Source organism: Streptomyces sp. NPDC048419 (assembly GCF_043200415.1).
Classification (GTDB): Bacteria; Actinomycetota; Actinomycetes; order Streptomycetales; family Streptomycetaceae; genus Streptomyces.
In genome coordinates this window covers 30,202-56,336 of the sequence record NZ_JBICXT010000016.1, presented here as the reverse complement: position 1 = coordinate 56,336, position 26,135 = coordinate 30,202, and the positions used below count along the sequence as shown (strand labels likewise).

The window sequence follows — 26,135 nt, the reverse complement described above, 5'->3', positions numbered from 1 at the left end:
CGCTCACTTCAGCCTGCTGGAGGCCAGGATGGACACGAGGTGCAGCAGGGTCTGCAGCAGGGCGATGCCGGCCATCACCGCGACACCGAGCCGGGAGTAGAACAGGTCCCCGCGCGCCTGGTCGGCGAACGCCAGGACCAGGATCACCAGGGACGCCTCTATGCCGAGGATCAGCCGGTGGAACTTGAACGCGGCGGCGGCCCGGCGGGCCAGCGCCATGCCGGAGGAGCGCATCTCGGCGGCCGCCTCCTTGACCGGGGGCATTCCGGCCTGGTGGCGGGCGACGCCGACCAGGTCGGTCTCGGCCTTGATCAGGATCGCGCCGAGCGCGGCCAGCGTGCCGAGGAATGCCCACAGCCAGTCGATACGGCCGCTGCCGAACAGGTCGGCGGCGCGCAGCCCGAAGCCGACCAGCACGGCGGCGTCAGTGAGGTAGGCGCCGACCCGGTCCAGGTAGACGCCGTTCATGGAGTACTGCTTCTTCCAGCGCGCGATCTCGCCGTCGACGCAGTCCAGCAGCAGATACATCTGCACGCAGACCACGCCGAGCACCGCGCCCCAGATCCCCGGCACCAGCAGTGCCGGGGCGGCGAGCACGCCGAAGACGGTCATCAGGTACGTGAGCTGGTTGGGCGTGACCCTGGTGTTCACCAGGTAGCGGTCGACCCGCAGGGACACCTCGCGCATGTAGAGGCGCCCCATCCAGTGCTCACCGCTGCGCCGGTCCTTGACCCCTGCGGGGTGGACGACCGGACGGAGTTCAGCTACCGATGGCCTTGACATAGTCGGCGTATGTGTCCTTGATCTGGTCGGTTGTCAGGTCGAGGTGTTCGAGGATGGTGTAGCGGCCGGGCCTGGTCTCCGGGGCGAACTCCACGGCGCGGACGAACTCGTCCACCGTGAAGCCGATCTCCTCCGGCAGCACCGGAAGCCCGTGCCGGCGCAGCACCTCGGCCATGTAAGCGGCCTCCTCGTGCGCACCACGCAGATGCATGGCGAAGGCGGCACCGAGGCCGCACTGCTCGCCGTGGGCAGCTGCCCGCTTGGGGTAGAGCAGGTCGAACGCGTGGTTGATCTCGTGGCAGGCGCCGGAGGAGGGGCGGGAGTCGCCCGACACGGACATGGCGATACCGGTGAGGACCAGCGCCTCCGCCAGGACCTGCAGGAAGCCGTCGTCGCCGACCCCGCCCGGGTGCCGTAGCACCGCCTCGCCGGCCTGGCGGGCCATGGCGGCGGCGAGGCCGTCGATCTTCTCGCCCTTGACGCGATTGGCGAGCTCCCAGTCGGCGACGGCGGAGATGTTGGAGATCGCGTCACCGATACCGGAGCGCACGAAGCGGACAGGCGCCTCACGGATCACGTTGAGGTCGATGACGACTGCGATCGGGTTCGGCACACCGTACGATCCGCGGCCCGCGTCGTTGTCGAGAGTGGCGACCGGCGAACACAGGCCGTCGTGCGCGAGGTTGGTGGCGACGGCGACCAGCGGGAGACCGACGCGCGCCGCCGCGAACTTGGCACAGTCGATGATCTTGCCGCCGCCGAGCCCGACCACCGCGTCGAAGTGGCCGGCCTTTATGTCGCCGGCCAGCTGCACCGCGTCGTCGATGGTGCCGCCGCCGACCTCGTACCAGGTGGCGCCGGGCAGGGTCGGTTCCAGCCGCTCGCGCAGGCGGGCGCCCGAGCCGTTGCTGACCGCGATGGCGAGCTTGCCGGAGTGCGAGATCCGCTCGTCGGCGAGCACGCACGCCAGGTCGTCGAGGGCACCCGGGCGGATGTCCACGACCACCGGTGAGGGAATCAGCCTCGTCAGTACAGGCACGCGATCTCCCGTCCGCGGGCGAGATCGTCGTGATTGTCGATCTCGACCCACTTGACGTCGCCGATCGGCGCCACGTCGATACGGAAGCCGCGGTTCACGAGCTCCTGGTACCCGTGCTCGTAGAACTGCTGCGGGTCGGTCTCCCAGACCGCCTTCAGCGCGTCGGCCAGCTCCGGGGCGGCGTCGCCCTCGATGAGGGTGACGCCGATGTACTCGCCGGTCGCCTCGGCGGGGTCCATCAGCTTGGTGATCTTCGTCATGCCCTTGCCGGGGTCGACGACGACCTTCATCTCCTCGTCCGCGAGGTCCTTCACCGTGTCCAGCGCGAGGATGATCTTCTTGCCCTCGCCGCGCGCGGCGAGCAGCGTCTTCTCGACGGAGACCGGGTGGACGGTGTCGCCGTTGGCGAGGATCACGCCGTCCTTGAGGGCGTCACGGCCGCACCACAGGGAGTAGGCGTTGTTCCACTCCTCGGCCTTGTCGTTGTCGATGAGGGTGATCTTCAGGCCGTACTTCTGCTCCAGGGCCGCCCTGCGCTCGTACACGGCCTCCTTGCGGTAGCCGACGATGACCGCGACCTCGCTCAGGCCGATCTCGGCGAAGTTGCCGAGGGTCAGGTCGAGCACCGTGATCGAGTCCTCTATGCCCGCGGGCCCCACCGGCACCAGCGCCTTGGGCAGGGTGTCGGTGTAGGGGCGCAGACGCCGTCCGGCGCCGGCCGCCAGCACGAGGCCGATCATGCGGGTTCTCCTTCGTCGTGTACGGCGGGCGCCCCAGCGGACACCCAGAAGCGGATGCTCTCGACGAGCACCACCAGGGCGACGGCCACGGCGAGGACCGTGAGCGCGACCTTGAACTGCGATGCGGTGAGCAGCGCGGCGAGGACGGTGACGAGCAGCGTCTGGCCCTCGTGCCCCCCGATGGCGCGCACCAGCCAGGCCGGGGGCGCTCCGGCGTTGCCGCGGATGCGGTAGACCGTGTCGTAGTGATGGTAGGCGACGGCCGCCACCAGGCCGAAAGCCGCAGGAAGGACTCCGTTCACCCCGGATTTGGCCGCGAGCAGCAGGACGGTGCCGTACTCGGCCGCCCGGAAGAAGGGCGGAACGAGCCAGTCCAGGGCGCCCTTGAGGGGCCGGGAGACGGCGACGCCGGAGAGCAGGACGTAGGCCACGGCGCCCAGCACCGTCGGCCAGCCGGCACCCCAGACTGCGGCAGGGATCACCACGGCCAGCCCGGCGGCCGCGGCGCTCACCGGCGCCGGGACGCGTGGGGCGATACGCGCCACCGCCTCCGCGAGCGGACCGCTGTCCGCGAGGTCCGCCAGCGCCTGCGCGGCCCGGTCGGTGCGCGTGGCCTTGCGGGTCAGCGACCTGAGCACCCGTCCCGCCGTCGTGTACGTCGCGGCGAAAGCGCAGCCGACGAGCAGCACGTAGAAGGTGATGCGCGGGGTGGTGACCGCGGTGAGGACGGCGATCATCGCCCAGCGCTCGCCGATCGGCAGCACGATCATGCGCCGCAGCCACACCGTCCAGCCGACGCTGTCCAGCCGGCCCGAAAGGGCCGCCGTGGGGCTGGTGTTGGCGGTGGCGTCGTGGTTGGCCTCGTTGAAGGAGAAGTCGACGACGTGCCGGCAGGTCTGCAGGACCATCGCGCCGAGGGCCAGGGCCCACACGTCGTCGCCGCCGCGGGCCGCGCCGAGGGCGAGGCCGGCGTAGTAGGCGTACTCCTTGGCCCGGTCGAAGGTGGCGTCCAGCCAGGCGCCGAGCGTGGAGTACTGCAGGGAGTAGCGGGCGAGCTGGCCGTCGGTGCAGTCCAGCACGAAGGAGCAGAGCAGCAGGATGCCCGCGGCGACGTAGCCGGCGCGGGTGCCGGTGGCCGCGCAGCCCGCCGCGATGAGCGCGGTGAGCAGCGAGGCGGTGGTGACCTGGTTCGGGGTCAGGCCCCGGCGGGCGCACCAGCGGGCGATGTAGCGCGAGTACGGGCTGATGAAGAACGTGGTGAAGAAGCCGTCGCGGGACTTCACGGCCGACTTCAGGCGGACGGCCTCGTCGTCGACGGCGGCGACGGCCTGCCGGGCCTCGTTGCGGGCCTGCGGGTCGGCCGGTACCTCGGCGACCAGGCTGCCCAGCTCGGGGCGGTGGACGTCGGCGCCGTCGGCGTCGAGGGCGGTGACTATGCGCTCGGCGAGGTTGTCGACGGCGACGGCCGCGCCGCCTCCCGCGGAGTTCTCGCGGGCCATGGCCCGGGTCAGCGCCTGGCGGCCGGCCGCCTGCGCGGTGACGGCGCCGGAGACCGCGGCGAGCGGGAAGCGGGGGTCGGTCAGGCCGAGGCGCAGGGCGTGCACGTGACCCACGAAGCGGGTGTCCACCACGGCGACCCGCTCGTCACCGGGCACCTGGGCCAGGAGCGTCTCGGCGTCGGCGACGCCGGCGGCGACCCGGACGTCGAAGCCGAGGGACCGCAGGTCGTCCTCGATCGACGATCCGGGGACCGGCTGACCGGTGAGGATGGCGGTCGACAACCGAACTCACTCCCTGGGTGCCGACGCGCGGGCGCCGGTCATGTGCACGGTGGGGACGCCCCTTGGCTGCACCAGGCGGGCGGCATGTCGGCAGAGGTTATCGGATGCTCGGAGAGCACCGTTCACCGCCCGTTAACGAGCCGATCAACGCCCTCTCCACTGGCCTTTGCCACGATCATCATCGGGGATTCGAGGTCCCGCCGACAAACCGCGCCGGCCGGAACAGGGGCATCCGGGACATTGGGGATCGTCATGGGGCGTCGGCATAGGGTGGGCGACCATGACATGGCTGATCACAGGCGGAGCGGGATACATAGGGGCCCATGTGGCGCGGGCCATGAGCGGCGCCGGGGAACGCGTCGTCGCGCTCGACGACCTCTCGGCCGGACACCCCGCGCGGCTGCCGGCCGACGTCCCGCTCGTCGAGGGCTCCTCGCTCGACGGCGCCCTCCTGAAGCGGGTCTTCGCCCGGCACGAGGTGACCGGCGTCGTCCATCTCGCGGCGCGCAAGCAGGTCGCCGAGTCCGTGGCACAGCCCACGCGCTACTACCGGGAGAACGTCGGCGGTCTCGCCACGCTCCTGGAGGCGGTGGCCGAGGCCGGTGTCGAGCGGTTCGTGTTCTCCTCCTCGGCGGCCGTCTACGGCAACCCGGACGTGGACCTGATCACCGAGGACACCCCGTGCGCGCCCGTGAACCCCTACGGCGAGACGAAGCTCACCGGCGAGTGGCTGGTGCGGGCGGCGGGCCGGGCGCACGGCATCGCGACGGTGTGCCTGCGCTACTTCAACGTGGCGGGCGCGGCCGCACCCGAGCTGGCCGACACCGGCGTATTCAACATCGTGCCGATGGTCTTCGACCGGCTCACCCGCGACGAGGCCCCGCGGATCTTCGGCGACGACTACCCGACGCCGGACGGCACCTGCATCCGCGACTACATCCACGTCGCCGATCTGGCCGAGGCGCACCTGGCGGCGGCGCGCAGGCTGGACGGCGGCGCGAGCGGCGACCTGACGGTCAACATCGGCCGCGGCGAGGGCGTCTCCGTCCGGGAGATGGTCACCGTCATCGGTGAGGTCACCGGCGACCGCCGTGCCCCCCTCGTCGAGGCCCGCCGCCCCGGGGACGCGCCCCGCGCGGTCGCCTCGGCCGCCCGGGCCGCCGAGGAACTCGGCTGGAGTGCCCGGCGCGGGGTGCGCGAGATGATCGAGTCGGCGTGGCAGGGCTGGCGGCTGCACCACGGCATGTGAGACATCCCGCTTCCGGGAACCGGACGGGCGCGCGTCGCATGGGGCGGGAGCCCGCCGGTGAGCCGGGTGGTGCGCCCCCGGGGCGGAATGCAGCCGTCCGGCGCGAGGGCGCGTCCTGAGCCCCACAGCCCCGCCCGGACGGTTCCCCGCCGATCGCACCGGGCACGATCAACTACCGGGCCCCTCTTCCGGTCTTCCACCGGTGACGGCCGTCGCCCGTGCCCTGCGCGGGACATGCGGGCGCACCGTGAAGTGCCGGGAGTGCCCGATTCGTGCGGCACACTTGGGGCGCGAAGACCGATGCGAAGGATGGGTATGCCGATCACACCTGCCACCGCGACGCACAGTCCGTCGAACGGCACCGCTGACGCGATTCTGCTGGAGCTGGTCGACGAGGACGGCGTCACGATCGGCACCGCGGAGAAGCTCGCCGCCCACCAGCCGCCAGGGCGGCTGCACCGCGCCTTCTCCGTCTTCCTCTTCGACGAGCACGGCCGGCTGCTGCTGCAGCAGCGGGCGCTGGGCAAGTACCACTCCCCCGGTGTGTGGTCCAACACCTGCTGCGGGCACCCCTACCCCGGTGAAGCGCCCTTCGCGGCGGCGGCCCGGCGCACGTACGAGGAGCTGGGCGTCTCCCCCTCGCTGCTCGCCGAGGCGGGCACGGTGCGCTACAACCACCCCGACCCGGCCTCGGGCCTGGTCGAGCAGGAGTACAACCACCTGTTCGTCGGCATGGTGCAGGCCCCGCTGCGGCCGGACCCGGAGGAGGTCGGCGAGACCGTGTTCGTGAGTCCCGCGGAGCTGGCGGAGCGGCACGCCAAGGACACCTTCTCGGCCTGGTTCATGACGGTGCTGGACGCGGCGCGTCCAGCTGTCAGGGAGCTGACCGGCCCGTCGGCCGGCTGGTGATGTTCAGAGCACCCGCACGGGTTTGAGCGGCAGGGCGGCCCAGATCACCTTGCCGCCGCTCGCGGTGTGCTCGACGTCGCAGACGCCGCCCGCCTCCCGGGCGACCTCGCTCACCAGCAGCAGCCCGCGGCCGCCGGTGCGGGCGTGGTCGGTCTCCAGGGCGGTCGGGCGGTAGGGGTGGTTGTCCTCCACCGACACCCGCACCCACTCGGCGCCGACGGCGACCTCCACGGCGAGCATCGGCGACAGCAGCGCCGCGTGTTTGACGGCGTTCGTGGCCAGTTCGGAGACGATCAGCAGCAGGCCGTGGACGAGGTCGTCGGAGATGGGCACCCCTTGGCGGTACAGCAGGTCGCGTACGGCGTGTCGCGCCTGCGGGACCGAGGCGTCGACGGCGGGCGCGGTGAACCGCCAGACGCCTTCGTACGGCAACGGGCCCGCCGGCTCCGGATCGCCGGGCCCCTCGGCCCCACCTCCTGGGCGTGGGCCGGACCCGCGCCCCTGGTTGTCCATCGTCAGGTCGCCACCCTCGCGCTCGATTGTCACCACACGTCGAGTGTTGGCAACGACCCGCTCCGTTCCGGATGACTGAACAGAAGTCAGCGACAATCGAGCGTTTATGACCGTTGGCGTATGACACGGTCAGTTGTGGGACTACTCCTGTCACCGTCCAGCAGACTTCGCGAACTTTTCGGGTTGTACGGGTTTGACCGCGTGCTCGCCCCACCCGTCCCGCCCTTGGTGATCACGCGTCCGGCGGGGCGGCTAGCATCCGGCCCATGGAGCCCCAGCTGCTGCACGACGTCGCCGATTCGGTCGCCACCGTCGTCATCCACCACCCGGCCAAGCGCAACGCCATGACGGCCGCGATGTGGGCCGCGCTGCCGCCGCTGCTCGACACCCTCGCCGCCGATCCGGGCGTACGGACGCTGGTGCTGACCGGCGAGGGCGCGACGTTCTGCGCGGGCGCCGACATCTCCACGCTGCGGGGCTCGCCGGAGGAGGCGCAGACGCTCGCGGTGCGCGCCGAGGAGGCTCTGGCCGCCTTCCCCAAGCCGACCCTGGCCGCGGTGCGCGGGCACTGCGTCGGCGGCGGCTCGCAGCTCGCGGCCGCCTGTGATCTGCGCTTCGCCGAGGAAGGCTCCCTGTTCGGGGTGACCCCCGCGAAGCTCGGCATCGTCTATCCGGCCTCCTCCACCCGGCGGCTGGTGTCGCTGGTAGGCCCGGCGACCGCGAAGTACCTGCTGTTCTCCGGCGAGCTGATCGACACGTCACGGGCGCTGCGCACCGGCCTGGTCGACGAGGTGCTGCCCGAGGGCGAACTCGCCAAGCGCGTCACGGAGTTCACCCGCGTCCTGGCCTCCCGCTCGCAGCTGACCCAGGCCGCGGCGAAGGAGTTCGCGGACGGCCGCGCCGACCGGGACGCCCACTGGAGCGAGCAGGCGCGCGGCAGCGGCGACACCGCCGAGGGGGTCGCCGCCTTCCTGGAGCGCCGTCAGCCGCGCTTCACGTGGTCGGTTCCTTTCCCAGGATGAACCGGCTCATCGACCGGATCAGCTCGACGACGTCCGCGGGCGCCTTGGCCGGGGAGCCGGCGTCGTAGGGCGGCTGCGGGTCGTACTCGATGCCCAGCTGTACGGCCTGGGCGACGACGTCGCCCGACATCCGGCCGAGCAGCGCGAGCCCCATGTCGATGCCTGAGGAGACCCCGGCGGCGGTGACGTACTTGCCGTCGACGACCACCCGCTCACCCGTGGGCTCGGCACCGAACCGCTTCAGCTCCTCCAGGGCCAGCCAGTGCGAGGTCGCGCGGCGGCCGTCGAGCAGCCCGGCGGCGGCGAGCAGCAGGGAGCCGGTGCACACGGACGTCGTCCAGGTGCTCGTACGGTCGGCGCCGCGGATCCACTCCAGGAGCGCCGCGTTCTCCATCTGCGCGCTCTGCCCCGGTCCGCCCGGGACGATCACGACGTCGGGGTGCGGTACCTCGTCCAGGGTCCTGTCGGCGGTGAGCGCGAGATTTCCGCTGTCGGTGCGGACGGGGCCGGTCCGCTCGGCGACGAACACGGTCTCGGAGTCGGGCAGGCGGCCGAGGGTCTCGTACGGGCCGACCGCGTCGAGCGCGGTGAAGCGGTCGTAGAGGACGATCGCGAACTGCATGGCTTCCCCTGTGTGGTGTGGGTGCTCAGTGGGCGGGTGCCGGGCGGAACCGGCGCCGGTATTCGGCGGGCGCCGCGCCGAGCGTGCGGACGAAGGCGCGGCGCATCGCCTCCGGGGTGCCGTAGCCGCAGGTGCGGGAGATCTCCTCGATGCCGTCGGGGGTTTCCTCCAGCAGGCGGCGGGCGTGTTCGAGGCGGACGCGGTCGACGTAGCGGCCCGGCGTCATGCCCGTCTCGACCTGGAAGGCGCGCGCGAAGTGGCGCGGCGAGAGCCGGGCGCGGGTGGCGAGCCGGTCCACCGACAGGTCCTCGCCGGGGTGCTCGGTGATCCTCCCCCTACGCCCTGCGGGCGTGGGGGGACCCCCAGCTGGATTTCGCGCAGCGGCTCGCGCTGTGCCGTCTGCGCGGACAGCTGGGCGCTGAACTGGGCCTGGTTGCCCGGCCGGCGCAGGAAGACGACCAGGTGGCGGGCGATGGACAGGGCGACGTCGCGGCCGGCGTCCTCCTCGACGAGCGCGAGGGCGAGGTCGATGCCGGACGTGACACCGGCCGAGGTGGCCAGGTCGCCGTCCCGGATGAAGATCGGGTCCGGATCGACCTCGACGGCCGGGTGGTCGCGGGCGAGCCTGTCGCACACCGACCAGTGACTGGTGACCCGGCGGCCCTCCAGCAGGCCCGCCTCGGCGAGCAGCAGCGCCCCGGTGCACACGGAGACCAGGCGCTCGGCCCGCGGGGCCCGCTCGCGCAGCCATGCGACCAGGTGCGGTTCGATGCGACGGGTGCCCGCGCCGCCCGGGACCAGCAGGGTGTGCGCGGCCGGGGCGTCGGCGAAGGAGTGGTCCGGGACCAGGGTCAGGCCGCTGGAGGTGCGCACGGCCCGGCCGTCCCGGGAGACCGTGCGGATGCGGTACGTCCCGGGGCAGTGCAGCTCGGCGCCGTTGAACACCTCGACCGGGCCCGACACGTCGAGGCTCTGCACGTCGTCGAAGAGGGCGACCAGGACGGTTCGCATGCCTTCGATTCTTGGCGCTCCGCGCGATGGCCGCAATGACGAGGACCCCACCTTTCCTGCCATCGCACGATCGCCCCTGGAGCCACGTACCAACCAGTCGGTAACCTGCTGGTCATGACTACTGCCGCCCTCGACGCACGCGCCGGCCGCCGCTGCCACAACGTGCTCAACTCCCTGCACGCGACGCACTACTTCTCGCCCGACCTGGGCGAGGAACTCGACGCGCTCGGCATCACCCACCCCAAGGCCCGCAACTTCGCCGTCCGAGCGGCCGCCCTGGGACCGGTCGCTCCGGGCACGGTGGCGGCGGTGTTCTACAACTACAAGTACGAGCTCGTGGCCAGGCACGTGCCCGCCGTGTGGGAGACCGCCTCGCCCGCCCGGGCACTCGCCGCACGCGCGCGTGCCGCCGACTCCACCCTGCGCCGTCTGCTGGGCGAGGAGACCCTGGCGTCCGCGGAGATGGCCGAGGCCGCGCGGCTGGCGCTGCGGGCCACCGAGGCCTGTACGCGCCCGGCCCGGCCGCTGTACTCCGCCCACGCCGACCTGCCCGTCCCCGAGCAGCCGCACATGGCGCTCTTCCACGCCGCCACGCTGCTGCGCGAGCACCGGGGCGACGGCCATGTCGCGGTCCTGATGTCCGCGGAACTGGATGGTCTGGAGGCCGTGGTCACCCACACCGCGACCGGCAAGGGCATGACGCCGAAGTGGGTGTTCGGCACGCGCGGGTGGAGCCAGGAGGAGTGGGACGCGGCCTGCGGCCGGCTGCGCGAGCGCGGACTGGTCGACGCGGCGGGTGAGTTGACCGAGCAGGGTGTCATGCTGCGCGCCGAGATCGAGGCGGAGACGGACCGGCTGGACCGGGCCCCCTACGAGCACCTGGGCGCGGCGGGCGTCGAGCGGCTGACGGAGCTGGGCAAGTCCTTCGCGGGGGCCGCCGTCGTCGCCGGGGCCTTCCCGGCAGATCTGATCGGCAAGGACTGATCGAAACCGGGTACCCGGACGTCTCCCGGTCGTGGTGGCCGGGAGACGAAAGGGGAAAACCGTGTTCCGAGCCATAGCTGACGTACTGCGCCAGATCGGTGGCGCCATCGCCACCGTCGTGACGCTGCCCTTCCGGGCCCTGGCCCGCCTCTTCGGCGGAGCCTCGTCCACGGCGCGCGGCCGCGGAGCCTGATTCCGCCGTTCCGGGCCGCCGGGGTGCCGCCCTGATCCCCGAGTGTCACCGCCACCTGCCACAATTGCGGCGCAACCTCAGTGAGAAGGCGGTACGGGATCGTGACGACACCCGGGTCCGGCACAGTCGGGACCATCGAAGGCAGGATCGCCGAGGAGCTCGGCGTACGGGAGCGGCAGGTGCGGGCTGCCGTGGAACTGCTCGACGGCGGTTCGACGGTGCCCTTCATCGCCCGTTACCGCAAGGAAGCCACCGAGATGCTCGACGACGCGCAGCTGCGCACGCTCGAGGAACGGCTGCGCTATCTGCGGGAGCTGGAGGAGCGGCGGGCCGCGATCCTCGACTCGGTGCGCGAGCAGGGCAAGCTCACCGAGGAGCTGGCGGCGCAGATCCGCGCCGCCGAGACCAAGGCCCGGCTCGAGGACATCTACCTGCCGTACAAGCCCAAGCGGCGCACCAAGGCGCAGATCGCCCGCGAGGCCGGACTGGAGCCGCTGGCCGAGGGGCTGCTCGCCGATCCGAGCGTCGAACCGCTCGCGGCCGCCGCCGCGTTCGTCGACGCCGACAAGGGCGTCGCCGACGCGCAGGCCGCGCTCGACGGCGCCCGCGCGATCCTCACCGAGCGCTTCTCGGAGGACGCCGACCTGATCGGCGAGCTGCGTGAGCGCATGTGGGTGCGCGGGCGCCTGGCCGCCAAGGTCAAGGACGGCAAGGAGGAGGCGGGCGCCAAGTTCGCCGACTACTTCGACTTCGCCGAGCCGTTCACCGACCTCCCCTCGCACCGCACCCTCGCGATGCTGCGCGGCGAGAAGGAGGACGTCCTCGACCTCGTCCTGGAGCCCGAGGAGGCGACCGACGGCCCGTCCTCGTACGAGGGCATGGTGGCCCACCGGTTCGGGATCGCCGAGCGCGGGCGCGCCGCCGACAAGTGGCTGCAGGACACGGTCCGTTGGGCCTGGCGCACCCGCATCCTGGTGCACCTCGGCATCGACATGCGGCTGCGTCTGCGTACGGCCGCGGAGGACGAGGCCGTGCAGGTGTTCGCGGCCAACCTGCGCGACCTGCTGCTCGCCGCCCCGGCCGGTACGCGCGCCACCCTGGGCCTGGACCCCGGCTTCCGTACGGGCGTCAAGGTCGCCGTCATCGACGCGACCGGCAAGGTGGTGGCCACCGACGTCATCCACCCCCACGTCCCGGCCAACAAGTGGGACGAGGCGATCGCCAAGCTGGCCCGCCTTGCCAAGGAGCACGCGGTCGAGCTGATCGCGATCGGCAACGGCACCGCGTCGCGCGAGACCGACAAGCTCGCCGGTGAACTCATCACCAAGCACCCGGAGTTGAAGCTCACCAAGGTGATGGTGTCCGAGGCCGGCGCGTCGGTGTACTCCGCGTCCGCCTTCGCCTCCCAGGAACTGCCCGACATGGACGTGTCGCTGCGCGGCGCCGTCTCCATCGCGCGCCGGCTGCAGGACCCGCTGGCCGAGCTGGTGAAGATCGACCCCAAGTCGATCGGCGTCGGCCAGTACCAGCACGACCTGTCCGAGGTGAAGCTGTCGCGCTCGCTGGACGCCGTGGTCGAGGACTGCGTCAACGGCGTGGGCGTGGACGTCAACACGGCGTCCGCCCCGCTGCTGGCGCGCGTCTCCGGCATCACCTCCGGCCTCGCGGAGAACATCGTGGCGCACCGCGACGCCAACGGCCCCTTCACGTCCCGTACGGAGCTGAAGGGCGTGGCGCGGCTCGGCCCGAAGGCGTACGAACAGTGCGCGGGCTTCCTGCGCATCCGCGGCGGCGACGACCCGCTGGACTCCTCCAGCGTGCACCCCGAGTCGTACCCGGTCGTGCGCCGCATGGTGAAGACCTCCGGCCAGGAGGTCGCGGCCCTCATCGGCAACACGTCGGTGCTGCGCTCGCTCAAGCCGGGCGACTTCGTGGACGAGACGTTCGGTCTGCCGACCGTCTCCGACATCCTCAAGGAGCTGGAGAAGCCGGGCCGCGACCCGCGTCCGGCGTTCAAGACCGCCACCTTCAAGGAGGGCGTCGAGAAGATCTCCGACCTGTCCTCCGGGATGGTCCTGGAGGGCGTCGTCACGAACGTCGCGGCCTTCGGCGCGTTCATCGACGTCGGTGTCCACCAGGACGGCCTGGTGCACGTCTCCGCCATGTCCAAGACCTTCGTCAAGGACCCGCATGACGTCGTCAAGTCCGGCGACATCGTCAAGGTGAAGGTCCTCGACATCGACATCCCCCGCAAGCGGATCTCGCTCACGCTGCGGCTCGACGACGACGCCGCTCCCCAGGATCAGCAGGGTGGCGGCGGTGAGCGCCGCCAGCGCGGTGGGCGTCCGCCCCAGCAGCGGCAGGGCGGCGGGGCCTCACGGCAGGGCGGCGGGGCCTCACGGCAGGGCGGCGGGGCCTCACGGCAGGGCGGCGGGGCAGCGCGCCAGGGTGGCGGCTCGCGGCAGGGCGGGGGTTCACGTCAGGGCGGGGGGTCGCGGCAGGCGCCGCCGGCCAACAGCGCTATGGCCGACGCGTTGCGGCGGGCCGGGCTGCTGGATCCGAAGAACGGCAAGCGCTGATCCAGGTCATGACCGTGGGGAGCTGCGGGTCCGTCGTGGTCGGCCGCGCAGTTCCCCGCGCCCCTGAAGGGGCCTGGGTCAGTCGGGTGGGTCACTCTGTGTCTGCAGGCGTTGCCAGCAGCGGTGGACGTGTTGTTCGGCCTCCCGTACGGCGGGAGGCGCGAGATCGTTTGCCGGCGCGGCGTCCGGTGTCCGGTCGCGGCGCAGCGGGCGGACGTTTCGCGCGTGGTCCGCGTGCCGGGCCGCCACCCGGGCGACGAGTATCGCGGCGATGACCGCCGCGGCCGTCAGTGTGGTGGCCGTGTGCTGGTCTGACATCTGTGCGGGCTTTCGTGGACTACGGGGCAGAAGGGGCCGGTGCGCCGTCGTACCGGCCCCTTGTCCTTGCGTTGGGTCAGCCGGGCCAGGTGCCGGCGGCGCCCAGGGCCAGGCCGGCCGGCTTGCAGGCGATCTTGTACGCCTTCACGGCGTCACTCCTTCCTGCGGCAGACCAGCCAGGCGACGGCCAGCGCCGCGCCGGCCGCCAGCAGCAGGCCGCGGTTGTCCTGGGCGACACGCGCGCCCTGGGCCGTCCTGGCCCGTACCTGCTCGGGGGCCTTGTCCTGCCACACCTGGGCTGCCTGGGCCGCCTTGGCCCTGGCCTGCGTGGCGGTGCGGGCGGCCTTGTCCTTGACCGGGTCGGGCAGCTTCTCCTGTACCCGGGACGCCGCCTCCGCGGCCTTGGCCCTGACCTCCCCGGCCTTGACGGCGGCCTGCTCCTTCAGCTCGGCGGCCTTCTCCTGGGCGCGGGCCGGGATGTCGGCCTGGACCGCGAGCGCCTCCACGGTGTCACCCAGCTCGTGACGGGTCTGCTCGACCTGCTCGCGCAGCTCCTCCGGGCTCTGGGCGGTGGGCTCGTCATGCGGCGGCTGGGTCATCGGTGCGCACTCTCCTTGATCTCGGCCACATCGGCCTTCACGTTCTCGATGGTCTGCTGCGGAGCGGGCGGGGCGGCCTGGGAGACCTCCTTCTTCCCCGTCAGCGTCATGACGGCGGCGACGACGCCGAGCGCCGCGGTCACGATGAGGGCCGCGGCCCATACGGGCAGCGCCAACGCGATCGCGGCGATCGCCGTGGCCACCAGGGCCTCGAGCATCAGGAACCCGACGAGGCCGGCACCGCCGAACAACCCGCCGCCCTTGCCGTACCGCTTGCCCTTTTCCCTCATCTCCGCCTGTGCCAGGCGCAGTTCGCCACGGACCAGTTCGGTCAGCTGCTGCGAGGCCCGTTGCACGAGCTCGCCCACCGGTTCCGTCCCCGGCTGACCCGGGCCGTGGTGGGGCCGTGTGTCCGACGACATGACGATCACCTCCCGTCTCTCGCTGCTTTCGGCCGGACGGCGCCATGGGACGCCGGCCGGTGCTCGCGCGAGTACCCCGGACAGGCCGGTTCAGGACGGTGAATTCAGCGATGCCGTGGCAGCGTGCCCACCCGGCGGCCTCACCGAGTGGTGTGCAGGCGGGCCGGGGCGTCGGCCTGCTGGAGTTCGGTGAGGAGCTGGTTCTGCCCGGCGAGGAGCTCGGTGAGGATCCGGCGGGCGGCGCGCAGGAGTTCGGCGACGTCTCCCCCGGCGAGCGCGTAGCGGACGGTGGAGCCCTCCCGCATGGAGACCACGATGCCGGAGCGCCGCAGGACGGCCAGCTGCTGCGACAGGCTGGACGGCTCGATGTCGATGTCGGCGAGCAGATCCCGTACGGACACCGGCCCGTGCTGGAGGAGTTCCAGCACCCGGATGCGCACGGGGTGGCCGAGCATGCGGAAGAACTCTGCCTTGACCTGGTAGAGGGGGGCCTGCATGGGCTCGCTCCTGGTCGGGTGGGTGGGACTGCGGCCGCCGTGGTGCGGCGGCGTCGCAGGACACCGCCGCACCGCAGACCGCCTTCGAAGCCGATCCTTCACGCCTCGGACCCGGCGGGAACGCGGATTGGCACCATGCTGATGTGGTGACTTGAAGAGGTCTTCACATCGTGGGCAGACGTGTCCGCCGCGGTCCCCGGGCGCGTCAGATCTGGATCGCCTCCTCCACGCGCTTGAGTTGGTGGCGTGCCATCGCCAGGTTCGAGTTGGACTTGTCGAGGACGAGGTAGAGGAACAGCCCGTTGCCCGAACGGCCCTTCACCAGGCGGATCACGTGGTACTGGCGGTCCAGCGTGATCAGGATGTCCTCGATCTGGCCCTTGAGACCCAGTTGTTCCATGGTGCGGACCTTGGCCCGGATGACATCCGTGTTGCCGGCGGCTGCGACGGTCAGGTCCAGCTCCTTGCTTCCGCCGAGCGTGCCCAGCGCCATCCCGCTGGTGTAGTCGACGACGGCGGCTCCGAGGGCCCCCTCGATGCCGGCCATCATCTCCTTCAGTGACACTTCCACACTCGCCACAGCGCCTCCCATTGCGTGCCGTTGACTGCGCGGACCGGCGCGCGGCCCGCCTCGGTCCCCGGACCGTACGCACGCCGCCGGCACGTGGGGAGCAACTCTTCGGGACTGACCTCCGACGACCGAACGGGGGCGCGAACGGACCGTTCGGAGAGCCGCAACTGCCCTATGAGGACGCGAAGTTGATGCCGCAGATCGCTAGCGCTCCGTCACCTTCCCGGCCGCCACCTCCAGGCGGCGGGTGACGTGGATCGCGTCCAGCATGCGGCGGTCGTGGGTGACCAGGAGGAGGGTGCCCTGGTAGGCGTCGAGGGCGGACTCCAGCTGCTCGATGGCGGGCAGGTCCAGGTGGTTGGTCGGCTCGTCCAGGACCAGGAGGTTGACGCCCCTGCCCTGCAGCAGCGCCAGCGCCGCGCGGGTGCGTTCGCCCGGGGAGAGGGTCGCCGCCGGACGCAGGACGTGGTCGCGCTTGAGACCGAACTTGGCCAGCAGGGTGCGGACTTCGACCGGCTCGGTGTCGGGTACGGCGGCGCTGAACGCGTCGAGCAGGGACTCCGTGCCGTGGAACAGCAGACGGGCCTGGTCGACCTCGCCGACCAGGACGCCGGAGCCGATCGCGGCGGCACCGGAGTCGAGCGGGAGGCGGCCCAGCAGGGCGCCGAGCAGGGTCGACTTGCCGGCGCCGTTCGCCCCGGTCACCGCCACCCGGTCCGCCCAGTCGATCTGCAGGGAGACCGGTCCGAAGGTGAAGTCGCCGCGCCGGACCTCGGCGTCGCGCAGGGTGGCCACGACGGCGCCCGACCGCGGGGCCGACGCGATCTCCATGCGCAGTTCCCACTCCTTGCGGGGTTCCTCGACGACCTCGAGCCGCTCGATCATGCGCTGGGTCTGGCGGGCCTTCGCCGCCTGCTTCTCGCTGGCCTCGCTGCGGAACTTGCGGCCGATCTTGTCGTTGTCGTTGCCCGCCTTGCGCCGGGCGTTCTTCACGCCCTTGTCCATCCAGGAGCGCTGCGTCTGCGCACGGTCCTGGAGGGCGGACCTCTTGTCCGCGTACTCCTCGTAGTCGTCCCGGGCGTGCCGGCGGGCGACCTCGCGCTCCTCCAGGTAGGCCGCGTAGCCGCCGCCGTAGAGGTTGATCCGGCCCTGCGCCAGGTCGAGTTCGAGGACCTTGGTGACCGTGCGTGTGAGGAACTCGCGGTCGTGGCTGACGACGACGGTGCCGGCGCGCAGGCCGGAGACGAACCGTTCGAGGCGTTCCAGGCCGTCCAGGTCGAGGTCGTTGGTGGGCTCGTCGAGCAGGAAGACGTCGTAGCGGGACAGGAGGAGGGAGGCAAGGCCGGCGCGGGCCGCCTGTCCGCCGGACAGGGACGTCATCGGCTGGTCCAGGTCCACCGCCAGGCCGAGCGAGCCGGCGACCTCCTCCGCCCGTTCCTCCAGGTCCGCGCCGCCGAGGCCGAGCCAGCGCTCCAGGCTCGTCGCGTAGGCGTCGTCGGCGCCCGGTCCGCCGTCGACCAGCGCCTGGGTGGCCTCGTCCATCACGCGCTGGGCCTCGGCGACGCCGGTGCGGCGGGCCAGGAACTCCCGGATCGTCTCGCCGGGGCGGCGCTCCGGTTCCTGCGGGAGGTGGCCGACGGTCGCGGTCGGCGGGGAGAGCCTGAGCTCCCCCTGCTCCGGCGCGAGGAGCCCCGCGAGCATCCTGAGCAGCGTGGACTTGCCCGCGCCGTTGGCACCGACCAGACCGATCACGTCGCCGGGCGCGACGACGAGGTCGAGCCCGGCGAACAGGGAGCGGTCGCCGTGCCCGGCGGCGAGGTTCTTGGCGACGAGTGTGGCAGTCATCAGGTCGCCGATCCTAACCGCCGCCGGGCCTGCGCCGCCTCGCCGTATTCACCGGGCCATGGCCTCCACCAGCACACTCCCCGCCGTCCGCGCCACCACGAACGACTCGCCCCTGACCGCCCTGGCGTCCAGCGCGATGCGGTGCCGGCCCGCCTCCAGGACCCCGTCGAAGACGTCGTGGGCGTGGGTGCGGTAGAGCCGGTCCACGCGGTACGCGGTCAGCCGGACCCGGCAGGGCGAGGTGACCTCGATGCCCGCCTCGCCGTCGGCCGCCACCAGCCGGGTCAGCCGGCGCTGCTCCACCGGGCTGCGGTCCAGGGCGTGTTCGATCTGTGCGACGAGCAGCGGGACGATCGGGGCCAGGCCCTCGACGTACGCCACCTCGACCCCGGCCTGCTGGAAGGAGCGGCGCACCTCGGCCCGTTGCTCCGGGCCGATCGCGCGGCCGAAGGCGACCGCTCCGTAGCCGCGCAGTTCGTCGGCGGGGACGCCGTGCGCGTCGTGGGCGATGTCGGCGCCGATGCCGATGGCGCGCAGGGCGGCGGCCAGCTTGGCGAGGAGCGCGACCTTCGCGCCGATGAGCAGGACCCGGCGCCGCGTGCCCGGGGCGCGGCCGTCGAGGAGCGCGGCCAGCGCCTCTCGGTAGCGGTCGCCCCGGAAGCGGAACGGCCCTATGCCGTGGTAGCCGTTGAGCTCCAGATCGGCGTGTTCGTCCGTCTGCCAGGCGAACTCCCGCCAGATGAAGTCCTCGCCGTCCCGCTCGATGACCGCGGTGACCGCGCCGCAGGCCAGGTCCGCGCACTCGGGACAGCCGTAGATCACGTAACGGCCACCTGGAAGCGGTGCCTCCGCCTCCAGCAGGAGGCTGCGGACCTGCTCGGTGAAGATGGCGGGCGGGACGTCCGAGGCGAGCGGGGAGACGGCGTCGAGGTCGGAGAGCTGGAACAGCAGCGGCCGCCCGTCGACGATGAAGTCCACGAAGTCCCGGTGGATCTGGTAGTCACCGTTGGTCAGGACTCCACCGGCGCGCATCGCCGGTGCCAGGCCGAAGGTCGCGTACTCGGCAGACATGCTGTGAGTATTCCCGCGTTCGAAGCTCTCCGAGCACGGCATGACACATTCCGCTACCGTCCCTGGAGGGAGGGCGCATTGAACAACGATGTCATCGTGGTGGGCGGCGGGGTCGTCGGGCTGACCACCGCCGTCGTTCTCGCCGAGCGCGGCGTACGGGTGCGGGTGTGGACGCGGGATCCCGCCGAGCGGACCACCTCGGCGGTTGCCGGGGCACTGTGGTGGCCGTACCGGATCGAGCCGGTCGCCCGCGCACGGGAGTGGGCGCTGCAGTCCCTGGACGTGTACGAGGAGCTGGCGGACGCCCCCGAGGCCACCGGCGTACGCATGGTCGAAGGGGTACTGGGCGAGGCGGATCTCGACCGGGCCGAGGCCTGGGCGGCCGCCCGGGTGCCGGGGCTGCGCGCGTCGACGCCCGGTGAGTACGCCGGGAGCGGGCTGTGGGCGCGGCTGCCGCTCGTCGACATGCTCGCGCATCTGCCGTGGCTGCGGGAGCGGCTGGTGAAGGCGGGCGGCGTGGTCGAGGAGCGTACGGTCGCCGGCTTCGCGGAGGCGGACGCGCCGGCCGTCGTCAACTGCACGGGGCTGGGGGCGCGCGAACTCGTGCCGGACGCCTCCGTGCGGCCCGTGCGGGGGCAGCTGGTCGTGGTGGAGAACCCGGGCATCCGCACCTGGCTCACCTCCACCGGCGCGGACGGGGAGATGGCGTACTTCTTCCCGCAGCCCGGGCGGCTCCTCCTGGGCGGCACGGCCGAAGAGGACGCCTGGTCGCTGGAGCCGGATCCGGCGGTGGCCGAGGCGATCGTACGGCGGTGTGCGGCGCTGCGGCCCGAGATCGCGGGGGCGCGGGTGCTGGGCCACTGCGTGGGGCTTAGGCCGGCGCGGGATGCGGTGCGGCTGGAGCGTGAAGTCCTGCCGGACGGAAGGGTGTTGGTGCACAACTACGGGCATGGCGGGGCGGGTGTGACCGTGGCCTGGGGGTGTGCGGAGGAGGCGGCCGGGTTGGCTTGCCCGGCCGCCTAGCGCTCCGCGGGGTGTGCGGTGGTGGGTCGTTCAGCGTCTGCGGCGGCGTTGTGGCTGGTCGCGCAGTTCCCCGCGCCCCTGAAGGTCGCTGCTCAGCCGATGGGGATGCGGTGGGCCGTGCTCGGGTTGCGTAGGCCCTTCAGGGGCGTTGCCGCGGGTGCGGCCGTGGCGCCGGAGGTGGCTTGGGCGAAGGACTTCGTGCCGCCCACCAGCGGGACGCTCGCCGAGGTGCGGGACAGGTCCAGGGTCAGTGTCGGCCGGTCGGCCGGCGGGTCGATGAGGTCCTTGTCGGTGCCCGCGACGATCAGCGCGAGCCGGTGGCCGGCCGGGACGACGTGGTCGGTGGCCGCGAGGTCCAGGGTGATGGTGTACGCCTTTCCCGGGGTGAGCGGGACGCCCTTCCGGTCGGAGGCATGGTTGCCGAGGTCGGCCCAACCGCGGCTGAACACCGTGTAGTCGACGGTCGTCCTCTTGGCCGCGGTGTTCTTGAAACAGGCGCTGTCACCCGCGGTGCTCGCGCCCCAGCAGCTGCGGTCGGTACCGGTCGTGATGCCCTCGGCGGCGTCCGCGTAGTCCCGGATGGTGTCCGGGCCGAAGTCGACCAGGACGGCGGAGAGATGGGCCGTCCTGGTGGTGGGGGTAGCGGTCACCGTCACCTTGGAGGAGCCGGACAGGCGCAGGCCGTGGGTGAGGGGTCCGGTGAGGAAGCCGGCCTTCTCCGGGGTCGGCGTGGCGATCCTGGCGGCCCAGTCGGTCTCGCTCAACTGCGGGTCGTCGGTGAAGGTCTCGCTGCCGTGGCCCTTGGCGAGGCCGAGGGTGCCGACGCCCGCCTCGGTGCCCCGGCCCGGGCGCAGGGTCGTGGCGGCCGTGCCGCTCGGCGGCCACACCCTCGAGGTGACCCACTGGTCGGGGTGGCGTTCGATGTCGGCCATCGGCTCGTGGTCGATTCCGTTGTCGTAGCCGAGGAGTTCGTGGTCGAACCAGCGGTGCAGTGTGTCGACCCAGGCGCCGCGGCGGTAGTCGAACGGGTCGACGTGGCCGGTCTGGGAGAGCCAGATCTTGCGCTCGACACCGTTCTTGGCGAGGGCGTTCCACCACTGGCCGAAGTGCTTGGTGCGGACGTTGAGGTCCTGCATGCCGTGGGTGAGGAAGACACTCGCCCGAACCTTGCCCGCGTCCTTGACGTAGTCGCGCTCGGTCCAGAACGGCGTCCAGTCACCGGTGCGCGGGGCGCCGTCGACGAGCTTCTTCTGCACCGCGGCGCACTTGGCCTGGGCGTCGGGGCTGTCCACGTAGTTCGACAGCCCGTCGGGGCCCGAGCCGTACAGCGGGGCGCCCTTGGCGAAGTAGTAGTCGTACCAGGAGGAGATGGCGCTGATCGGGACGACCGTCTTCAGGCCCTCGACGCCCGTCGCGGCGACGCCGTTGGCGATCGTGCCGTCCCAGCTCTTGCCGATCATGCCGGTCTTCCCGTTGGTCCAGGTCGCCCTGGCCGTCGCGGTGCCGGTGCGGGTCGTGTACGCCTTCGCCCGGCCGTTGAGCCAGTCGACGACCGCCTTCGCGGACTGGACGTCGGAGCGACCGCCGACGTCCACGCAGCCGTCGGAGCGGTTGGTGCCGGCGAGGTCGACGCCGACGAAGGCGTAGCCGCGGGGCACGAAGTAGTTGTCGTAGAAGAGCGGCATCTGGACGACGTGGCCCTGTGCGTCGTACGTCTTGAGCTGGCTCTCGTTGCCGCGGCCGCAGCAGGAGTAGTACGGACTGGCGTCCATGATGACGGGTATCTTGCGGCCCGCCTGGGAGGGTTCGCGCGGGCGCACGATGTCGACGGCGACGCGGTCGTGCTTTCCGTCGCGGTCGCCGTCGAGCCCGGTGTCCACCCATACGGCCTCGCGGATGGCGTTCGCGTACGAGTAGACGGGCCGGCTCTCCCGCGGTGCCGGGGTGGCCGCGTGGGCTGCCGCCGGGGTGAGGAGGGCTGCCATGAGGACGGCGATGGCCGCCGTCGCGAGCGATCTCCAGGTCGTGAAGCGCATGCGTATCGGCATGCGCGGGACGGTACATCGGTCAACTGCCGTGCAGAAGAGGGCCATGAGTCGCCGTGCGGGACGTGCGTGGCCGGATCGGGCCTTGCCACAAGGTGGTTCATGACGGCCGAATGGCGATCGTGTGACAGGCGGGGCCGTGGACATGCCCAGTGACACAGGGACTCCATAGGCTCCGGACAGACCTCGTGCCCCTACGACTTGGAGCTTTCGTGCACCGCAGAATCATCGCGCCGGGCGCACTCGCTGCGGCCTCCCTGATGCTGGCGATCCCGGCGTCCGCCGCAAGCTACGCCCCTGGCGCTCCGGGCATCGGCGACCCCTACTACCCGGCCTACGGCAACGGCGGATACGACGTCTCGCACTACGACCTGCGCCTGAAGTACCAGCCCACGACGGACGAGTTGTCCGGTACGGCGACGATCCTGGCGAAGACCACGCAGGACCTGTCCAGCTTCGACCTCGACTTCCTGCTGGACGTCAGCGAGGTGCGGGTCAACGGCGCCAAGGCCTCGTTCACCACCTCCGGCCAGCACGAACTGGTCATCACGCCGAAGACGCCGCTGGCCAAGGGCACGCCGATCACCGTGGTCGTGCGCTACAGCGGGGTTCCGTCGACGAAGAGCGCCTACGGCTTCAACACCTGGCACCGCACGCCGGACGGCGCCGTCGCGGCGGACGAGCCCGAGTCGGCCTGGTGGTGGTACCCGAGCAACGACCACCCGCTCGACAAGGCCACCTACGACGTGTCGGTCGCCGTGCCCGACAGCACCCAGGCCCTGTCCAACGGCACGCTGCAGTCGACGAGTTCGCAGCTCGGCTGGACGCGCTACAACTGGCGGCAGAACAAGCCGCAGGCCACGTATCTGACCACGCTGGCGGTCGGCAAGTTCGACATCACGACCAGCACCTCCGAGGGCGGGGTGCCGGTCGTCAACGCCTACAGCAAGGACCTCGGCGACAACGACGGGGCCGCGCGGGCGAGCGTGGAGCGGACCGGGGAGCTCGTCGACTGGCTCAGCGGCTACTTCGGGCCGTATCCGTTCAGCTCGGCGGGCGGCTACGTCCCCAACACGACCACCGGGTACGCGCTGGAGACACAGACCCGGGTCTACTACAGCCCGAAGCAGTTCGCGAACGGCTCCAACGCCTCTGTCGTCGTGCACGAGTTGGCGCACCAGTGGTACGGCGACAGTGTGTCGCTGAAGGGCTGGAAGGACATCTGGATCAACGAGGGCTTCGCGCGGTACGCCCAGTGGCTGTGGTCCGAGCACGAGGGCGAGGGCACGACGCAGGAACTCGCCGACTACGTGTACGCCTCGCATCCGGCCGACGACGCGTTCTGGAAGGTCGAGCCGGGTGACCCCGGTGCGGACAACCAGTTCGACATCGCTGTCTACGACCGCGGCGCGCTGGCTATCCAGGCCCTGCGCAACGCTGTCGGCGACGACTCGTTCTTCGCCATCCTCAAGGGCTGGCCGCAGGAGCATGCGTACGGGAACGCGTCGGTCGCGGACTTCGAGGCGTATGCGGAGAAGGTGTCGGGCAAGTCGCTGAGTTCGCTGTTCGACACGTGGCTGTTCCAGCCCACGAAGCCTGCGGTGCCGGCGGCCAAGGGTGTGGCGATCGCCAGGTCCGGCGTTGTGCAGCCGAAGTCGTGGAAGAAGATCGCTGCGACCAACTACGTGCACTAGGGAATTGCCGGGTTCGGTAGTGGGGGGCTGCGGGCCGGATGTGGCCGGTCGCGCAGTTCCCCGCGCCCCTAAAGGCCCGTCGCCCGCGCCAAGAGGTCGTCGCGGCCTATCGGCTCCGTCTCCGTCGACGCGACCGTGCAGGCGTGGGCGCCGGCGATCGTGCCGTACAGGGCGCTGCGGCGGGGTGTCTCCCGGTTGAGCCAGCCGTGGAGGAAGGCCGCTGCGAAGGCGTCTCCCGCGCCGTTGGAGTCGAGGATCGGGGCCGGGGGCGCGGCGGGGGGTATGTGGGTGAGTTCGTCGTCGGCCAGGAGGTAGGCGCCCTTCGCGCCCGCCGTGGCGACGACCACCTCGACGCGGCCGCGATCGGCGATGCGGCGCATGGTGCGTTCCGGGTCGGAGAGGGCGGTGGTGGAGAGGAAGACGACGTCCGCGGCGTGGGCGAAGGGCTCGTGGTACGGGTTCTCGCCGTCCCAGTCGTGGAGGTCGGTGGAGACCGTCGCGCCCGTCTCGCGCAGGAGGGGCAGGGTGTCGGCGCAGGGCTGGGTGATGGTCACGTGGACGTGGCGGCTCGCCGCGGCCAGGGTGCGCACGGTGTCGTCCGGGAAGCGGTCCTCGATCAGCGTGCGGCTCGCGTCGTACAGGGACAGGCGCCTGCCGTCGGGGCTGACGAGGTTGACGGCGCGCTTGGTCCCCACGGGCTGCGGGATCGCCGTGAGCGCGATGCCCTTCTCGCGGTGCAGGGCGCGCACCAGGCCGCCCTCGGGGTCGTCGCCGAGCATGTCGAGGTGGTGCACGCGCAGGCCGAGCGCGCCGAGTCCCAGGGCGACGAAGTCGCCGGTCTGGCCGGCCCGTGTACGGATGCCCTGCTCGATCATGTAGCTGTCGGCGTACGGGAGCGGCAGTTGCGGCACGTACACGATCGTGTCCACACCCGCGCCGCCCAGTACGAGAACGTCGATGTCGCGACTCATTTCCCGCCCTCCCGTGGTCGTACACGGTGACCTTGACACCGCGCCTCACCAGTCGCTCCGTGATCTGCAGTTCGCCGGACCGCACCTTACCGGCGGAACGCCCTCACCCGCCGGGCACAGGGGGCGCCCTGAAGGGGCACGGGCGCGGCTACTCGGTGAGCTCCGTCAGTTCCTGGTTCTCCGTGCGGGCCACCCGGCGTCGTACGCCGAACCAGCCCGCGACCAGCATCACGGCGATGACAGGGATGAGGAGGAGGGTCTTGCGGCCGACGTCGGGGTCGTTCCACATCAGGCCGAGGACGGCGACGAGGAAGGCGATCGTGGTGATCTCGGTGACCGGGCTGCCGGGGAGGCGGAAGGACGGGCGGGAGAGCAGGCCCGCCTTCGCGCGGCGGACGAAGACCAGGTGGCAGATCATGATGATCACCCAGGTCGACACGATGCCGAGCGAGGCCACGTTCAGCACGATCTCGAAGGCCTGGCCCGGCATGAGGTAGTTGAGGCCGACGCCGAGCACGCACACCGCGCAGGTGAGCAGGATGCCGCCGTAGGGGACCTGGCTGCGGTTCATACGGCCGGTGAACCTGGGCGCCGAGCCGGCCATGGCCATCGAGCGCAGGATGCGGCCCGTGGAGTACAGGCCCGAGTTCAGGGACGACATCGCGGCCGTCAGGACCACCAGGTTCATCACGTCGCCCGCGCCGGACACGCCGATCTTCGACAGCACGGTGACGAAGGGGCTCTCGTCCGCCGAGTAGACCGAGCCGGGCAGCAGAAGCGCGAGGAGGACGACCGAGCCCACGTAGAACAGGCCCACGCGCCACATGATCGAGTTCACCGCGCGCGGGACGACCTTCTCCGGCTCGGCGGTCTCGCCCGCCGCGACGCCGACCAGTTCGAGGGCGGCGTACGCGAAGATCACGCCCTGCATGACCAGGACGACCGGCATCATGCCGTGCGGCAGGACGCCGCCGTGGTCGGAGATCACGCTCGTGCCCGGGGTGCGGCCGCCCACCTCGTGCCGGGTGGCCAGCAGCCAGATGCCGATCAGCATGAAGCCGACCAGGGTGGCGACCTTGACGATCGCGAACCAGAACTCCATCTCGCCGAAGATCTTCACCGAGATCAGGTTCACGGCCAGGACCACGGCGAGCGCGATCAGGGCCAGCACCCACTGCGGGATGCTCGTGAACATGCTCCAGTAGTGCGTGTAGAGCGCGATGGCGGTGATGTCGGCGATACCGGTCGTCGACCAGTTCAGGAAGTACATCCAGCCGGCGACGTAGGCGCCCTTCTCGCCCAGGAACTCACGGGCGTAGGACACGAAGGACCCGGAGGACGGGCGGTAGAGGACCAGTTCGCCGAGCGCCCGGACCACGAAGAAGGCGAAGACGCCGCAGACGAGGTAGGCGATCGCGAGCGCGGGGCCCGCGCTGTGCAGGCGCCCTCCGGCACCCAGGAAGAGTCCGGTGCCGATCGCGCCGCCGATGGCGATCATGTTGACGTGGCGGTGCTTGAGGCCCTTGCTGTAGCCGGCGTCGCCCGCGTCCGCGGGCGTCGGGGCCGCGTCGCCGTGGGGGGCGACCTGTGCCGTGGTGACGGCGTCCTTGCTCACGGGGGTACCACTCTCTGGTGCGCCCGAGCGGATCGCGCT

At 71.6% G+C, this 26,135-nt stretch carries 24 protein-coding genes and 1 pseudogene; 8 read left to right on the top strand and 17 right to left on the bottom strand.

Going from position 1 to position 26,135, the window contains the following annotated elements:
• Positions 1–3: 3 nt before the first annotated feature.
• Genes ACGFYN_RS29600 through ACGFYN_RS29585 form a run of 4 tightly spaced genes read right to left on the bottom strand, consistent with a single transcriptional unit; the run spans position 4 to position 4,343 of the window.
• Positions 4–783: a CDP-alcohol phosphatidyltransferase family protein gene (locus tag ACGFYN_RS29600; RefSeq protein ID WP_393868944.1), complete on the bottom strand. Its 780-nt coding sequence runs from the start codon at positions 781–783 to the stop codon at positions 4–6.
• On the bottom strand, positions 761–1,822 hold the full coding sequence (locus ACGFYN_RS29595; protein ID WP_393868943.1) for an iron-containing alcohol dehydrogenase family protein: 1,062 nt from the start codon (positions 1,820–1,822) through the stop codon (positions 761–763). The genes ACGFYN_RS29600 and ACGFYN_RS29595 overlap by 23 nt, the downstream gene beginning before the upstream one ends.
• Positions 1,810–2,562 (bottom strand): sugar phosphate nucleotidyltransferase, encoded by a 753-nt coding sequence (locus ACGFYN_RS29590; RefSeq protein WP_393868942.1) that lies wholly within the window; start codon positions 2,560–2,562, stop codon positions 1,810–1,812. Before ACGFYN_RS29590 ends, ACGFYN_RS29595 begins: the two co-directional genes overlap by 13 nt.
• Positions 2,559–4,343 carry a DUF5941 domain-containing protein gene (locus ACGFYN_RS29585; RefSeq protein ID WP_393868941.1) on the bottom strand — a complete coding sequence of 595 codons (1,785 nt, stop codon included), beginning with the start codon at positions 4,341–4,343 and terminating at the stop codon, positions 2,559–2,561. Before ACGFYN_RS29585 ends, ACGFYN_RS29590 begins: the two co-directional genes overlap by 4 nt.
• A 280-nt stretch (positions 4,344–4,623) precedes the next feature.
• Here ACGFYN_RS29585 and galE point away from each other — a divergent pair, with 280 nt between their 5' ends.
• Positions 4,624–5,592: a UDP-glucose 4-epimerase GalE gene (gene galE / locus ACGFYN_RS29580; protein WP_393868940.1), complete on the top strand. Its 969-nt coding sequence runs from the start codon at positions 4,624–4,626 to the stop codon at positions 5,590–5,592.
• 315 nt (positions 5,593–5,907) lie between these two features.
• Positions 5,908–6,501, top strand: coding sequence for an isopentenyl-diphosphate Delta-isomerase (gene idi, locus ACGFYN_RS29575; protein WP_393868939.1), 594 nt, complete (start codon positions 5,908–5,910; stop codon positions 6,499–6,501).
• A gap of 3 nt (positions 6,502–6,504) precedes the next feature.
• On the opposite strand, the gene ACGFYN_RS29570 is transcribed toward idi, so the two are convergent.
• The gene (locus ACGFYN_RS29570; protein ID WP_393869089.1) at positions 6,505–7,014 is read right to left on the bottom strand and encodes an ATP-binding protein; all 510 of its coding nucleotides are present in this window, start codon (positions 7,012–7,014) and stop codon (positions 6,505–6,507) included.
• A gap of 266 nt (positions 7,015–7,280) precedes the next feature.
• On the opposite strand from ACGFYN_RS29570, the gene ACGFYN_RS29565 reads away from it, so the two are divergent.
• A complete protein-coding gene (locus ACGFYN_RS29565) occupies positions 7,281–8,036 on the top strand; it encodes an enoyl-CoA hydratase/isomerase family protein (protein ID WP_393868938.1) in 756 nt (251 codons plus the stop codon).
• Here the strand turns inward: ACGFYN_RS29565 and ACGFYN_RS29560 are convergent.
• Entirely contained in the window at positions 8,008–8,658 is a 651-nt protein-coding gene (locus ACGFYN_RS29560; protein WP_393868937.1) for a DJ-1/PfpI family protein, read from the bottom strand. The two genes, ACGFYN_RS29565 and ACGFYN_RS29560, sit on opposite strands and share 29 nt — an antisense overlap.
• A gap of 25 nt (positions 8,659–8,683) precedes the next feature.
• Positions 8,684–9,669: pseudogene (locus ACGFYN_RS29555) on the bottom strand (GlxA family transcriptional regulator).
• Between the two features lie 114 nt (positions 9,670–9,783).
• On the opposite strand from ACGFYN_RS29555, the gene ACGFYN_RS29550 reads away from it, so the two are divergent.
• The 3 genes from ACGFYN_RS29550 (at position 9,784) to ACGFYN_RS29540 (ending at position 13,425) form a co-directional block, all read left to right on the top strand.
• Positions 9,784–10,653 carry a hypothetical protein gene (locus ACGFYN_RS29550; protein ID WP_393868936.1) on the top strand — a complete coding sequence of 290 codons (870 nt, stop codon included), beginning with the start codon at positions 9,784–9,786 and terminating at the stop codon, positions 10,651–10,653.
• A gap of 61 nt (positions 10,654–10,714) precedes the next feature.
• On the top strand, positions 10,715–10,846 hold the full coding sequence (locus ACGFYN_RS29545; RefSeq protein WP_016431377.1) for an LPFR motif small protein: 132 nt from the start codon (positions 10,715–10,717) through the stop codon (positions 10,844–10,846).
• Between the two features lie 101 nt (positions 10,847–10,947).
• Positions 10,948–13,425: a Tex family protein gene (locus ACGFYN_RS29540; protein WP_393868935.1), complete on the top strand. Its 2,478-nt coding sequence runs from the start codon at positions 10,948–10,950 to the stop codon at positions 13,423–13,425.
• A 78-nt stretch (positions 13,426–13,503) separates the two neighbouring features.
• On the opposite strand, the gene ACGFYN_RS29535 is transcribed toward ACGFYN_RS29540, so the two are convergent.
• The 7 genes from ACGFYN_RS29535 to ACGFYN_RS29505 all read right to left on the bottom strand — a co-directional run bounded on the left by ACGFYN_RS29535 (position 13,504) and on the right by ACGFYN_RS29505 (position 18,748).
• The gene (locus tag ACGFYN_RS29535) at positions 13,504–13,743 is read right to left on the bottom strand and encodes a hypothetical protein (protein ID WP_393868934.1); all 240 of its coding nucleotides are present in this window, start codon (positions 13,741–13,743) and stop codon (positions 13,504–13,506) included.
• A 152-nt stretch (positions 13,744–13,895) separates the two neighbouring features.
• Positions 13,896–14,342, bottom strand: coding sequence for a DUF3618 domain-containing protein (locus ACGFYN_RS29530; protein ID WP_393868933.1), 447 nt, complete (start codon positions 14,340–14,342; stop codon positions 13,896–13,898).
• Positions 14,339–14,764, bottom strand: coding sequence for a phage holin family protein (locus ACGFYN_RS29525; protein WP_393868932.1), 426 nt, complete (start codon positions 14,762–14,764; stop codon positions 14,339–14,341). Before ACGFYN_RS29525 ends, ACGFYN_RS29530 begins: the two co-directional genes overlap by 4 nt.
• 140 nt (positions 14,765–14,904) lie before the next feature.
• Positions 14,905–15,261: an ArsR/SmtB family transcription factor gene (locus ACGFYN_RS29520; protein ID WP_393868931.1), complete on the bottom strand. Its 357-nt coding sequence runs from the start codon at positions 15,259–15,261 to the stop codon at positions 14,905–14,907.
• Positions 15,262–15,466: 205 nt separating this feature from the next.
• Positions 15,467–15,841 (bottom strand): hypothetical protein, encoded by a 375-nt coding sequence (locus ACGFYN_RS29515; RefSeq protein ID WP_393868930.1) that lies wholly within the window; start codon positions 15,839–15,841, stop codon positions 15,467–15,469.
• 195 nt (positions 15,842–16,036) lie between these two features.
• Positions 16,037–17,677 carry an ABC-F family ATP-binding cassette domain-containing protein gene (locus ACGFYN_RS29510; protein WP_393868929.1) on the bottom strand — a complete coding sequence of 547 codons (1,641 nt, stop codon included), beginning with the start codon at positions 17,675–17,677 and terminating at the stop codon, positions 16,037–16,039.
• Between the two features lie 48 nt (positions 17,678–17,725).
• A complete protein-coding gene (locus tag ACGFYN_RS29505) occupies positions 17,726–18,748 on the bottom strand; it encodes an oxidoreductase (RefSeq protein WP_393868928.1) in 1,023 nt (340 codons plus the stop codon).
• 78 nt (positions 18,749–18,826) lie between these two features.
• On the opposite strand from ACGFYN_RS29505, the gene ACGFYN_RS29500 reads away from it, so the two are divergent.
• Entirely contained in the window at positions 18,827–19,771 is a 945-nt protein-coding gene (locus ACGFYN_RS29500) for an FAD-dependent oxidoreductase (RefSeq protein WP_393868927.1), read from the top strand.
• Between the two features lie 92 nt (positions 19,772–19,863).
• Here the strand turns inward: ACGFYN_RS29500 and ACGFYN_RS29495 are convergent, their stop codons facing one another.
• Positions 19,864–21,819, bottom strand: coding sequence for a Xaa-Pro dipeptidyl-peptidase (locus ACGFYN_RS29495; RefSeq protein WP_393868926.1), 1,956 nt, complete (start codon positions 21,817–21,819; stop codon positions 19,864–19,866).
• Positions 21,820–22,028: 209 nt separating this feature from the next.
• Here ACGFYN_RS29495 and ACGFYN_RS29490 point away from each other — a divergent pair, with 209 nt between their 5' ends.
• A complete protein-coding gene (locus ACGFYN_RS29490) occupies positions 22,029–23,510 on the top strand; it encodes a M1 family metallopeptidase (protein ID WP_393868925.1) in 1,482 nt (493 codons plus the stop codon).
• Between the two features lie 68 nt (positions 23,511–23,578).
• Here the strand turns inward: ACGFYN_RS29490 and ACGFYN_RS29485 are convergent, their stop codons facing one another.
• Both ACGFYN_RS29485 and ACGFYN_RS29480 read right to left on the bottom strand, forming a co-directional pair.
• Positions 23,579–24,481 (bottom strand): PfkB family carbohydrate kinase, encoded by a 903-nt coding sequence (locus ACGFYN_RS29485; RefSeq protein WP_393868924.1) that lies wholly within the window; start codon positions 24,479–24,481, stop codon positions 23,579–23,581.
• 148 nt (positions 24,482–24,629) lie between these two features.
• Positions 24,630–26,096, bottom strand: coding sequence for an amino acid permease (locus ACGFYN_RS29480; RefSeq protein WP_393868923.1), 1,467 nt, complete (start codon positions 26,094–26,096; stop codon positions 24,630–24,632).
• Between the last annotated feature and the right edge of the window lie 39 nt (positions 26,097–26,135).